General features: G+C 74.8%; 11 protein-coding genes. 4 read left to right on the plus strand and 7 right to left on the minus strand.

What is annotated here, in order from left to right; all coding sequences use genetic code 11:
• Positions 1–55 precede the first annotated feature (55 nt).
• Positions 56–577 (minus strand): peptide-methionine (S)-S-oxide reductase MsrA, encoded by a 522-nt coding sequence (gene msrA / locus IE308_RS06450; RefSeq protein WP_190216940.1) that lies wholly within the window; start codon positions 575–577, stop codon positions 56–58.
• A gap of 289 nt (positions 578–866) precedes the next feature.
• Between msrA and IE308_RS06455 the strand changes: the two genes are divergently transcribed.
• The gene (locus IE308_RS06455) at positions 867–1547 is read left to right on the plus strand and encodes a class I SAM-dependent methyltransferase (RefSeq protein WP_229908718.1); all 681 of its coding nucleotides are present in this window, start codon (positions 867–869) and stop codon (positions 1545–1547) included.
• A 9-nt stretch (positions 1548–1556) separates the two neighbouring features.
• On the opposite strand, the gene IE308_RS06460 is transcribed toward IE308_RS06455, so the two are convergent.
• The 4 genes from IE308_RS06460 to IE308_RS06475 all read right to left on the minus strand — a co-directional run bounded on the left by IE308_RS06460 (position 1557) and on the right by IE308_RS06475 (position 6438).
• Complete coding sequence (locus IE308_RS06460; RefSeq protein ID WP_190216941.1) at positions 1557–2081, minus strand: O-acetyl-ADP-ribose deacetylase; 525 nt, start codon at positions 2079–2081, stop codon at positions 1557–1559.
• Entirely contained in the window at positions 2078–3487 is a 1410-nt protein-coding gene (locus IE308_RS06465) for a phytoene desaturase family protein (RefSeq protein WP_162655639.1), read from the minus strand. The genes IE308_RS06460 and IE308_RS06465 overlap by 4 nt, the downstream gene beginning before the upstream one ends.
• Before the next feature lie 164 nt (positions 3488–3651).
• Positions 3652–4500 (minus strand): inositol monophosphatase family protein, encoded by an 849-nt coding sequence (locus IE308_RS06470; protein ID WP_190216942.1) that lies wholly within the window; start codon positions 4498–4500, stop codon positions 3652–3654.
• Positions 4501–4599: 99 nt separating this feature from the next.
• On the minus strand, positions 4600–6438 hold the full coding sequence (locus IE308_RS06475; protein ID WP_190216943.1) for a gamma-glutamyltransferase family protein: 1839 nt from the start codon (positions 6436–6438) through the stop codon (positions 4600–4602).
• A gap of 126 nt (positions 6439–6564) precedes the next feature.
• Between IE308_RS06475 and lplAB the strand changes: the two genes are divergently transcribed.
• Complete coding sequence (lplAB, locus tag IE308_RS06480; RefSeq protein WP_190216944.1) at positions 6565–7629, plus strand: lipoate-protein ligase LplAB; 1065 nt, start codon at positions 6565–6567, stop codon at positions 7627–7629.
• A 33-nt stretch (positions 7630–7662) separates the two neighbouring features.
• On the opposite strand, the gene IE308_RS06485 is transcribed toward lplAB, so the two are convergent.
• Together IE308_RS06485 and IE308_RS06490 are read right to left on the minus strand one after the other, a co-directional pair.
• Positions 7663–8325 (minus strand): response regulator, encoded by a 663-nt coding sequence (locus tag IE308_RS06485; protein WP_190216945.1) that lies wholly within the window; start codon positions 8323–8325, stop codon positions 7663–7665.
• Positions 8322–9593 (minus strand): sensor histidine kinase, encoded by a 1272-nt coding sequence (locus tag IE308_RS06490; protein WP_229908719.1) that lies wholly within the window; start codon positions 9591–9593, stop codon positions 8322–8324. Before IE308_RS06490 ends, IE308_RS06485 begins: the two co-directional genes overlap by 4 nt.
• A 167-nt stretch (positions 9594–9760) precedes the next feature.
• Here IE308_RS06490 and IE308_RS06495 point away from each other — a divergent pair, with 167 nt between their 5' ends.
• Positions 9761–10786, plus strand: a complete 1026-nt coding sequence (locus IE308_RS06495) for a carboxymuconolactone decarboxylase family protein (protein WP_190216946.1) — start codon at positions 9761–9763, stop codon at positions 10784–10786.
• A 118-nt stretch (positions 10787–10904) separates the two neighbouring features.
• On the plus strand, positions 10905–11576 hold the full coding sequence (locus IE308_RS06500; RefSeq protein ID WP_190216947.1) for a hypothetical protein: 672 nt from the start codon (positions 10905–10907) through the stop codon (positions 11574–11576).
• Positions 11577–11584: the final 8 nt, after the last annotated feature.

The raw sequence follows: 11584 nt of genomic DNA on the forward strand, positions 1-11584 counted from the left end.
CGCCGCGCCGGTCGTCACCGCGCCGCGCCGGTCGTCACTGCGCCCGCGCCCGTCCTCACTCCGCCCGCGCGGCGGCCCGCTTCGGCAGCTTCCAGTTCGGCCGCGGGAAGTGGCACGTGTAGCCGTCGGGGTAGCGCTCCAGGTAGTCCTGGTGCTCGGGCTCGGCCTCCCAGAAGTCGCCGGCCGGCTCTACCTCGGTGACCACCTTGCCCGGCCACAGGCCGCTGGCGTCCACGTCCGCGATGGTGTCCAGCGCCACCCGGCGCTGCTCTTCGTCGGTGTGGTAGATGGCCGACCGGTAGCTGCGGCCGATGTCGTTGCCCTGGCGGTCCCTGGTGGTCGGGTCGTGGATCTGGAAGAAGAACTCCAGCAGGTCCCGGTAGCCGGTGACCGCGGGATCGTAGAGGATCTCGATCGCCTCGGCGTGGTCGCCGTGGTTGCGGTACGTGGCGTTCGGGGTGTCGCCGCCGGTGTAGCCGACCCGGGTGGACACCACGCCGGGCAGCTTGCGGATCAGGTCCTGCATGCCCCAGAAGCAGCCGCCGGCCAGCACGGCCCGCTCGGTTCGGACTGTCATCTCGTACTCCCTACGCCCACGGACGGCCGCCGCTCCGGGTCGCGGACGGGCGGCCGGCCTGTTCGGTCACTGCACCCAGTGTGCAGGACCCGATCACGGAGCCGGGCGGGGTCTTCCCCGGTGACGCCACGCCCGCCGGTCGCTCACGGTGAGTGACCGTCCTGCGGCTCGTCGGGGTGTGGTTCTCACCATGTGGCGGCCCCGGCGGGGCCTCGCGCGTGCCGCATACGATCACCCGCGATCCGTCGGGGTGGCACCGGGCCGCCGCTCGCAGCACCGGAGGTGTCGGTTGGCCTTACATGTCTCGCGGCTGTTCGGGGAGGACGCCGCGCGCTTCGACCGCGACCGCGCGGGGCTCGTCCCGCATCTGCACGCGCTGTACGACGTCGCCGTGGAGCTGGCCCTCCGGGGCCAGGGAACGGCTCCCCGGGTGCTGGACCTCGGCGCCGGGACCGGCCTGTTCAGCGGCGAGCTGGCCACCCACCTGCCCGACGTCTCCATCGACCTGCTCGACGCGTCCGCGGAGATGCTGGAGGTGGCCGCCCGCAGCCTCGACCTCTACGCGGTGAAGCACACCCTCGTCGAGCGCGACCTGTGCGCCCCGCTGCCCGAGGGCCCCTACGACATCGTGGTGTCCTCGCTGGCCATCCACCATCTGCCGGTGCCCGAGCAGGCCGGGCTGTACCGGCGGGTGCGGGACGTGCTGCGGCCGGGCGGGGTGTTCGTGCACGCCGAGCAGGTCGCCGCGGCGGTACCCGAACTGGACGCGCTGTACGAGGAGTTCTGGCTGCGGGAGGTGCGTGAGGCGCAGACCCCGCCGGAGACCGTCGACAAGGCCCGCCGGCGGATGGCCTACGACCGTCCGGTGTCCGTCGCCACCCACCTGGACTGGCTCGCGCAGGCCGGGTTCCGCTCGGCGGACTGCTTCTACAAGCGCTTCCGCTTCGCGGTGCTGGCCGCCTGGCGCTGACGGCACGCGTCAGGCCGTGCCGCCCTCGCCGGTCTGCCGGGCGAACGCGTCGTAGGCCCGGTCGTCGAAGAGCACGAACCGCACCTCCTCGACCCGGGTCGGTGTGTTCCGCACCGTCTCCACCGCGATGCGCGCCGCGTCCTGCATCGGCCAGCGGTACACCCCGGTGGAGATCGCCGGGAACGCCACCGTGCGCGCCCCCAGCTCGTCGGCGACGCGCAGCGACTCCCGGTAGCAGGAGGCGAGCAGGTCCGAGCGGTCCTCGCTCTCGCTGTGGACCGGGCCGACGGTGTGGATCACCCAGCGGGCGTCCAGGTCGCCGGCGGTGGTGGCGACGGCCTGGCCGGTGGGCAGACCCTTGCCGTACCGGGAGGCGCGCAGTCTGCGGCAGTCCTCCAGGATGGCGGGGCCGCCGCGGCGGTGGATGGCGCCGTCGACGCCGCCTCCGCCGAGCAGGGAGGAGTTGGCCGCGTTGACCAGGGCGTCGGCGCTGACCCGGGTGATGTCGCCGCGTACGAGCGTGATGGTGGTCATGCCTGCCTCAGCCTCCTCCAGACCGCCTTCGCCGCGTTGTGCCCGGACATGCCGTGCACGCCCGGGCCGGGCGGGGTGGCCGACGAGCAGATGAACACGGCCGGGTGGGCGGTGGCGTACGGGAACAGCGACAGCTTGGGCCGCAGCAGGATCTGCAGGCCGGAGACCGCGCCGGAGGCGATGTCGCCGCCGACGTAGTTGGCGTTGCGGGCGGCGAGCTCGGCGGGGCCCATGGTGGCGCGGGCGAGGACGCGGTCCCTGAACCCGGGGGCGAAACGCTCCAGTTGGCGTTCTATCGCGTCGGTGAGGTCGCCGGTCCAGCCGTTGGGGACGTGGCCGTACGCCCAGAAGACGTGCTTGCCCTCGGGCGCGCGGGTCGGGTCCATGACACTGGGCTGGACGGTGATCATGAACGGTTTGTCGGGGGCGCGGCCCTCGCGGGAGGCGGCGCGCAGCGCGGTGCCGATCTCGGCGGTGCTCGCGCCGATCTGCACGGTGCCGGCGGCGCGGGCCTCGGGCGCGGTCCACGGGACCGGTCCGTCCAGCGCGTAGTCGATCTTGAAGGCGGCGGGGCCGTAGCGGTAGTTCTCGTAGGTGCGGCCGAGACCTGCGATGCGGGCCAGGGCGGTGGGCGAGGTGTCGAAGACGTAGGCGCGGGCGGGCGGCAGGTCGTCCAGGCGCTTGACCTCGTAGTCGGTGTGGATGGCGCCGCCGAGGTCCTTGAGGTAGGCGGCGAGGGCGTCGGAGATGGACTGGGAGCCGCCGCGGGCGACGGGCCAGCCGCGGGCGTGCGCGGCGAGCGCGAAGACCAGTCCGATGGCGCCGGTCGCGAAGCCGTTCAGCGGTGCCATGACATGGGCGACAAGGCCGGCGAACAGGGTGCGGGCCCGGTCGTCGCGGAAGCGGCGCATCAGCCAGCTCGACGGGGGCAGCCCGGCCAGGCCGAAGCGGGCCAGGGTGACCGGGTCGCGCGGCAGCGCGGTCAGCGGCAGGGACATGAAGTCCCGGGTGAGGGTGTCCCACTTGGCGAGGAACGGCTCGACCAGTCTGCGGTAGGCGCCCGCGTCGCGCGGCCCGAACGAGGCGGCGGTCTCGGCGACCGAGCGGGACAGCACGGCGGCCGTGCCGTCGGGGAAGGGGTGCGCCATCGGCAGGTCGGCGTGCACCCACCGGAGCCCGTACCGGTCGAGCGGCATCGCGCGGAACGCGGGCGAGTTGACGGCGAGGGGGTGCGCGGCGGAGCACGGGTCGTGCCGGAAGCCGGGGAGGGTCAGCTCCTCCGTGCTCGCCCCACCGCCGACGGTGGAACGCGCCTCGAACAGGGCCACGGAGAAGCCGCGGCGGGCCAGCTCCACGGCCGCGGTCAGTCCGTTCGGCCCCGCACCCACCACGACCGCATCGAGCATCGACGGCACCTTCGGACCCCTTCGTCAGCCGACGGCCTGCCTAGGAAGGTCAGGATATGCCGGGGCACCTACAGACCGGCGGGGCGGGTGGTGGGCAGGGGACGGGTGAGGCGGGTGCGGGGCACGCCGCGGGTTTCCCCGAGACCCCGGGCGTGCCCCCGCGCTCACCCGGCGCTCCCCGACAGCAGTGCCGCGATGCGGCGCGCGGTGGCGGCGTCGCGGGCGGCGGTGAACGGCAGGGAGTTGCCGCCGGTGATGCGGAACGGCTCGCCGGTGAGGGTGAGATGGGCGCCGCCCGCCTCCTCCACCAGCAGCAGGCCCGCCGCGTGATCCCAGGCGGCCTCCCAGGAGAAGGCCAGGGCGTCCAGGTCGCCGCGGGCGATGGCCAGGTACTCCAGGCCGGCCGAGCCGCACGAGCGGAAGGCGACGCCGGGGACGCGCAGGCCGAGCAGGGCCCGCTTCTGCTCGTCGGTGGTGTAGTCGGGGTGGGAGGTGGCCACCCGCAGGTCGTGGTCCGGCTCGGGCGGGCCGGCGAACAGCCGCTCCCCGTCGAGGTAGGCACCGCCGCCCCGCACGGCGGTGGCGAGCTGGTCGCGGGCCGCGGCGTACGTCCACGAGGCGCGCACGACGCCGCCCTGGGCGAGCGCGACCAGGGTGCAGAAGCCGTCCTCGCCGTGCACGAACTGCCGGGTGCCGTCGACCGGGTCGACGATCCACACCGGCGCCTCGCCGCGGATCGCGTCGTACGACGCCGGGTTGGCGTGCACCGCCTCCTCGCCCACCACCACCGAGCCCGGCAGCAACGCGCCGAGCGCCTCGGTGAGATACAGCTCGGCTCTGCGGTCGGCGTCGGTCACCAGGTCGTGCGGTCCGCTCTTCTCGTCGACCTCGTGCGCGGCGAGGCGGCGGAAGCGGGGCATGATCTCGGCCGCGGCGGCCGCGCGGACCGCCTCCTCCACGTCGGCCGCGCTGCGGGCGAGAAACTCGTCGATGGTTTCGCTGTTCTTGATCACCCCTCCATGAGAGCACGCCCCACTGACAATCCCCACCGGGGCCGTGCATCGCGGGTGGAATCGACATGAACGGCGCGGGTCGCGTCCGCCCGGCGGGGTTCAGCGGCCGACGGCGTACCCCTGCATGCCGCGCGGGTTCGCCGCCGCCGACAGGACGCCGGTGCGCGGGTCCCGGGCGACCGCGCACAGCCGGCCCTCCGACCAGGCGGGGCCGACGGTGACGTCGTGGCCGCGGCGGCGCAGCCCGGCCACGACGGCGGGGTCGGTGCGGGCCTCGACGGTGACGCTGCCGGGGCGCATGCCGCGCGGGTGGAAGGAGCCGGGGAAGCTGTCGTTGTGCCAGTTCGGCGCGTCGATGGCGCCCTGGAGGTCGAGGCCGCCGCGGACCGGTGCGCGCAGGGCGGCGGCGAGGAAGAAGTGCAGCTGCCACTGGTCCTGCTGGTCGCCGCCGGGTGTGCCGAAGGCGAGGACCGGCTCGCCGTCGCGCAGGGCGAGCGACGGCGTGAGGGTGGTGCGGGGGCGGCGGCCGGGCGTGAGGGAGCTCGGCAGCCCCTCCTCCAGCCAGGTCATCTGCAGCCGGGTGCCGAGCGGGAAGCCGAGTTCGGGCACGACCGGGTTGGACTGGAGCCAGCCGCCGCTCGGGGTGGCGGCGACCATGTTGCCCCAGCGGTCGACGACGTCGAGGTGGCAGGTGTCGCCTCGGGTGGCGCCGTCGGCGGCGACCGGGGGCTCGCCGGGCACGGGCGAGGCGGGGTACCTGGCCACGGTCGGTTCCCCGGCGCCCATCGCCACGCTCAGGGACCGCTCCCCCGCCCCCTCGGCGACGACCACGCGCGCGTGGGCGCTCAGCCGCGGGGTGCGCCCGCCGGGGCTGCCGGGCCGCAGCTCGCGGGAGGCCCCGGGTCCGACGAGGGCCCGCCGCTCGGCGTTGTAGGCGGGCGACAGCAGGTCGTCCAGCGGCACGTCGGCGGCGTCGCCGTACCAGGCCTCCCGGTCGGCCATGGCGAGCTTGCAGCCCTCGACGAGCAGGTGCACGTAGTCGGCGGAGCCGTACGGCGGCAGCTCGGGCGGCAGCAGGGCGAGCTGCTGCAGCAGGACCGGGCCCTGGCTCCAGGGGCCGGCCTTGCACACGGTCCAGCCGTTCCAGTCGTACGTCGCCGGGCTCTCGTAGCTCGCGGACCAGGCGGCGAGGTCGTCGCCGTCGAGGGTGCCGGTGTGGCGCTCGCCGCTGGTGTCCAGGGTGGGCCGGGCGGCCTGCCGGACCAGCGCCTCGGCGATGAACCCCGTGCGCCACACCTCGCGCGCCGCCTCGATCTGCGCCTCCCGCCCGCTCCGGCCGGCGACCTCGGCGAGCAGCCGCTTCCAGGTGGCGGCGAGGGCGGGGTTGCGAAAGCGCTCCCCGGGCCGGGGCGCCCGGCCGCCGGGCAGGTACACCTCGGCCGACGACGTCCACTCCGTCTCGAACAGCTCCCGTACGGTCTCGACGGTGGCGCCGACGTTCTCCACGGGCGCGTGCCCGTGCTCGGCGTAGCCGATGGCGTACTTGAGCACGTCGGCGAGGGACTTGGTGCCGTGGTCGCGCAGCAGGAGCAGCCATGCGTCGAAGGCGCCGGGCACGGCGGCGGCGAGCGGCCCGGTGCCCGGGACGAGGTCCAGGCCGAGGCCCCGGTAGTGCGCGACGCTCGCCCTGGCGGGGGCGACGCCCTGCCCGCACAGCACCCGCACCTCGCCCCCGGCCGGCGCGAGCAGGATCGGCACCTCGCCCGCCGGTCCGTTCAGGTGCGGCTCCACGACGTGCAGCACGAAGGCGCCCGCGACGGCCGCGTCGTAGGCGTTGCCGCCGTCCTCCAGCACCGCCATCGCCGACTGCGAGGCCAGCCAGTGCGTGCTGGAGACCATGCCGAAGGTGCCCTGGAGGGTGGGGCGGGTGGTGAACAAGGGGGCGCTCCTCGGGGGTCACGGCCGGCGTCCGTCTCCCGGGTGATCGTACGGACGTGATCGCGTCCCGGGAACACCACGACGACCTGCGGCGTTGATCTCCTGCGGCAGAACGGAGGCCGAGCGGTGCATGGTGAGTACAAGATCCCCGGCGGCAAGCTGGTCGTCGTCGACGTGGACGTCGAGGACGGCGTGCTGCGCCGGCCCCGCGTGGCGGGCGACTTCTTCCTGGAACCGGACGAGGCGCTGGACGCGGTGAACGGGGCGCTGGAGGGCGCCCCGGCGGACACGGACGCGGCGGGCCTGGCCGCCCGGATCGACGCGGCGCTGCCGGAGGGGACGGTGATGTACGGGCTGACCTCGGAGGGCGTCGCGGTCGCCGTGCGCCGCGCCCTGGCGCACGCCACCGACTGGACCGACTACGACTGGCAGCTGATCCACGAAGGCCCGCAGTCCCCGGCCCTGCACATGGCGCTGGACGAGGTGCTGACCGGGGAGGTCGCGGCGGGCCGCCGCCCGCCGACGCTGCGGGTGTGGGAGTGGGGCGCCCCGGCGGTGATCATCGGCAGTTTCCAGTCGCTGCGCAACGAGGTCGACGCGGCCGGTGCCGAGCGGCACGGCATCGAGGTGGTGCGGCGGATCTCCGGCGGCGGGGCGATGTTCGTGGAGCCGGGCAACACGATCACCTACTCGCTCTCCGTGCCGGAGGCGCTGGTGCAGGGCCTGTCCTTCCAGGACAGCTACGCCTATCTCGACGACTGGGTCCTCGGCGCGCTCGGCGACATGGGCATCCGCGCCTGGTACCAGCCGCTGAACGACATCGCCACCGACCAGGGCAAGATCGCCGGCGCCGCGCAGAAGCGGATCGTGGGCCCGCACGGCGGCCCCGGGGCCGTGCTGCACCACGTGACGATGGCGTACGACATCGACGCCGGCAAGATGCTCGACGTGCTGCGCATCGGCCGGGAGAAGCTGTCCGACAAGGGCACCAAGAGCGCGGGGAAGCGGGTGGACCCGCTGCGCCGGCAGACGGGTCTGCCCCGCGAGGCCGTCATCGACCGGATGATCGACTCCTTCCGCGGCCGGTACGGCCTGACGGCCGGCAAGGTCACGGACGAGGAACTGGCGCGCGCCCAGGAGCTGGCCCGCGCCAAGTTCTCCTCGCCGGAGTGGACGGCCCGGGTGCCCTAGGGCGTTCCTGGGGCGCCTCACGCGAGCGTCCCGTCACCGCCGCCGCGCCGCCACCAGCCCCGACTCGTAGGCGAACACCACCAGTTGGGCCCGGTCGCGCGCGCCCAGCTTGGTCATCGCGCGGCTGACGTGGGTCTTCGCGGTCAGAGGGCTGATGACCATGTGGGCGGCGATCTCCTCGTTGGTGAGGCCGCGGGCGGCGAGTGCGGTGACCTCGCGTTCGCGTGGGGTGAGGTTCTCCAGGCCGGGGGCGGTCGCGCGGTCCGGGGGGCGGGAGACGAACTCGCCGATCAGGGTGCGGGTGACGGACGGGGAGAGCAGGGCCTCGCCGCGAGCGACGACCTCGATGGCCTGGAGCAGGTCGGCCGGTTCGGTGTCCTTCAGCAGGAAGCCGCTCGCGCCGGCCCGCAGCGCCTCGAAGACGTACTCCTCCAGGCCGTAGTTGGTGAGGATGACGACGCGTACGGCGGCCAGGGCCGGGTCGGCGGCGATGCGGCGGGTGGCCTCGATGCCCGTCATCACCGGCATCTGCACGTCGATCAGGGCGATGTCGGGGGCCTGAGCGCGGATCAGCGCCAGGCCCTGCTCGCCGTCGGCGGCCTCGCCGACCACCTCGATGCCGTCCTCGGCGTCCAGCAGGGCGCGGAAGCCGGCCCGCATCAGCGCCTGGTCGTCGACGAGCGCCACACGGATCATCGCGCCTCCTCCAGGGAGTGTCTCTCCAGCGGCAGCCGGGCCCGGACCCGGAAGCCGCCCTCCGGGCGCGGGGCGGCGTCGAGGGTGCCGCCGAGGGCCGTGGTCCGCTCGCGCATGCCGGTCAGGCCGATGCCGGGGCGGGGCGGGCGGGCCGGGTCGGCGGTACCGTCGTCGTCGACCTGGACCGTCACCGCGTCCGCGCCGTAGTCGAGCCGCACGTCCACCGTGGCGGGGCCGGCGTGCCGGGCCGCGTTGGTCAGGGCCTCCTGGACGATGCGGTACACCGTCTTGTCGACCTCGGACGGCAGCGGGCGTTCGTCACCGGTCACGGTCAGCGCGGTGGCGAGGCCGGCCGCGCGGGCCCGTTCCACCAGCTGGGCCGGGGCGCCGGGCAGTTCGTCGTCCTCGGTGCGCAGCACCCGCAGGGTGGCGCGCAGTTCGCGCATCGCCTCGCCGCTCGCCGACTGGATGGCCAGCAGCGCGGGCGGCACCTCCTCGCCGCGCTTGCGGGCCAGGTGGACGGCGACGCCCGCCTGCAGCTTGACGATGGAGATGCTGTGGGTGAGCGAGTCGTGCAACTCCCGCGCGATCCGCAGCCGTTCCTCGCCGGCGCGGCGCCGGGCGGCCTCCTCGCGGGTGCGTTCGGCCTCCAGGGCGCGCTGTTCGGTGGCCCTGAGGTAGGCCCGCCAGTTGCGGTCGGCCATGCCGGTGACGACGGCGCACAGGAACCAGCCGGTGAGCAGCGCCGCCCGCTCGACGGTCTGCTGGGTGCCGGGCTGGGTGAGCGCGTAGCCCGTGAGGAGGACGGCGCTCGCCGCGGCGGCGAGGGAGCGGTGTCCGACGCGCGCGGCGGTGTGCACGGCGCCGAGGACGGGCAGGACGGCGAGCGGGCCCGGGTGGGCGTGCACCACGTGGGCGGTGCCGAGCACGGTCGTCGCGGCCAGGACCGCGCGCGGGGCGGTGCGGTAGCAGGCCAGCGCCGCGCAGCTGAGGACGATCAGCGCGTAGTCCAGGGCGGTGGTGCCGTCGTCGACGGCGGCCGTGGTGACGACGAGGGCACCGACGACGAGCGCGAGCGCCCCGTCGGCGAGCCATCTGCGCACGGGCGCCGGCCGGACCGGCACCGCCTGCCCCTGCCCCTCCCCGTCCCCCTGTGTCTGCCGCTCCGTCCGCCCTTGGCTCTCCGCCTGTCCCCGCCCCTCGGCCGCCGCCGACCGCGACCCCCGCATCCCCCGCAGCCCCCGCGGCATGACCTGATCCCCGCTCATGTCCGCACGATAGACCGCCCCGCCCACCGGCGCGTCCGCCCTGGGGACAACTCCCGTCCTACTCCCGGGGAAGTAGCCGCGCCCGGCACCGGCTCCCGGTGGCGCAGCCTCGAGTGACACCGGCCGTACGACGACCGAGGACCCCCTCCCGGCGCACGCTGAGGCCCATGACCACAACGTTTCGCCACACGTCACCGCCGTCCCCGAAGACGGCCACCGGCACCACCGCCGAGGTCTTCGCGCAGATCGCCGCCGACTTCGGGATGGCCGCGCCGCCCACCTTCGTGGTGCTCGCCTCGGCGCCCGAACTGCTCGCCCCGGCCTGGGCGCTGATGCGCGAGTCGCTGATCGCAGGCCCGGGCGACCGCACCGGCAAGGAGATCGCCGCGCTCGGCGTGTCCCTCGCCAACAAGTGCCCGTTCTGCGTGGACGCGCACACCGTGCTGCTGCACGCCACCGGCGACCACGCCCTCGCCGAGCGGCTGGCGCGGGGTGAACGGCCTCAGGACGCGGACCACGCGCGTGTGCTGGAGTGGGCGGAGCACACGCGCGTGCCCGGCGCGGCGGGGTCGCCGTACCCGTTCCCGCGGGCGGAGGCCCCCGGCTACCTGGGCACCGTTCTCGCCTTCCACTTCATCAACCGGATCGTGTCGGCGCTGCTGACGGAGAAGCTGATGCCGTGCAACATGCAGCGGCTGCGGCCGGTGCGCAGCCTGGCGGGGCGTTCGATGTCCCGCGCGGTGCGCCGCCCTGCCGCGCCCGGCACCTCGCTGCCGCTGCTCGGTGACGCGGGCCCGGCGCCCGCCTGGGCGGCCGGCACACCCGTGGGGCCGGCCTACGCGGCCCTGCGGGCGGCGGCCACGGCGGGCGCCGGGCTGCTCGACGCGCAGGACCGGGCGCTCGTCGGGAAGACCCTGGCCGACTGGGACGGCACGCACCCGCCGCTGACGCCGGACCCGTTCCCGAAGCGCGGGGAGCGTCCCGGGGCGCGGCTGGCGCTGCTCGCCGCGATGGCGCCGTACCGGCTCACGGAGGAGGACGTGGCGGCCTGGCGGCGTCCGGAGCACACCGATCACTGTCTCGTCCGTCTCGTCTCCTACGGCGCGTTCCTGGCCGTGGACCGGGTGGAGAGCGCGCTCTCCGGTGCGCTTTCCGGGCAAATCGCCCAAGAGGCCGCGGAATCGCGCCCTTGACGTGACGGCGCCTGCACGGAGCGAGTTCGCACTTCCGCAGCACAGGGAGTCGTGTGACACTGTCGTCCCGTCCACAGTGTGGACGTGGTCCGCAGCCCTCCCCCACGAGAAGTGCGCCGTGCGATCCCTTCCCCTGCCGCTCGCCCTGACCGCGCGTCTGTCCCCGGTGGCCGTGCTCGCCACGGTCGGCTGGGCGCTGTCGTCCGGCCCGCTCGCCACGGTACCGACCGCCGGGGCGGAGCCCTCGCCCACCAAGACGGCCGCGCAGTCGGCCTCCGCCCCGTCGACGTCCGCGGTGTCGAAGACGTACGCCACCGCGCCCGCGCCCTGCCGCAGCCTCGCCGAGAAGACGATCACCTCGCTGGTGCCGGGGGCGAAGACGGCCGGCAAGGAGATCCCGTCCACGGACACCGCGGTGCGCCGCACGTGCTCGTGGAACGCGCTGAAGGGGTACGACTACCGCTGGCTCGACGTCACCTTCGACCTCGCGGACTCGGCGGACGAGGCGCACCGGGCGTACCTGGACCGGGTCGGGGAGAAGAGCGGCGGGGGCACGGTGCCGGGCCTCGGCGACGAGGCGTACTCCGTCGTCAACCTCACCACCGAGGACAAGCAGCAGACCCGGGAGGGCGTCGTGATCGCCCGCGCGGACAACGCGCTGGTGGTCGTGACGTACAACGGCAGCGACTTCGAGTCGAAGAAGGCGCCCGGCACGGACGAGATCAACAAGGGTGCCATCAAGGCGGCGAAGGAGGCCGTGGCGGCCCTGGGGAAGGGCCGGGCGGGCTGACCCTCCCC

It is taken from the genome of Streptomyces griseosporeus, from assembly GCF_014656055.1.
Lineage (GTDB): Bacteria > Actinomycetota > Actinomycetes > Streptomycetales > Streptomycetaceae > Streptomyces > Streptomyces griseosporeus.

Excerpts from the sequence above, each read along its gene's own strand:
- IE308_RS06490 (WP_229908719.1), bottom strand. The coding sequence starts at position 9,593 with ATGAGCGGGGATCAGGTCATGCCGCGGGGGCTGCGGGGGATGCGGGGG.
- msrA (WP_190216940.1), bottom strand. The coding sequence starts at position 577 with ATGACAGTCCGAACCGAGCGGGCCGTGCTGGCCGGCGGCTGCTTCTGG.
- IE308_RS06460 (WP_190216941.1), bottom strand. The coding sequence starts at position 2,081 with ATGACCACCATCACGCTCGTACGCGGCGACATCACCCGGGTCAGCGCC.
- IE308_RS06465 (WP_162655639.1), bottom strand. The coding sequence starts at position 3,487 with ATGCTCGATGCGGTCGTGGTGGGTGCGGGGCCGAACGGACTGACCGCG.
- IE308_RS06485 (WP_190216945.1), bottom strand. The coding sequence starts at position 8,325 with ATGATCCGTGTGGCGCTCGTCGACGACCAGGCGCTGATGCGGGCCGGC.
- IE308_RS06495 (WP_190216946.1), top strand. The coding sequence starts at position 9,761 with ATGACCACAACGTTTCGCCACACGTCACCGCCGTCCCCGAAGACGGCC.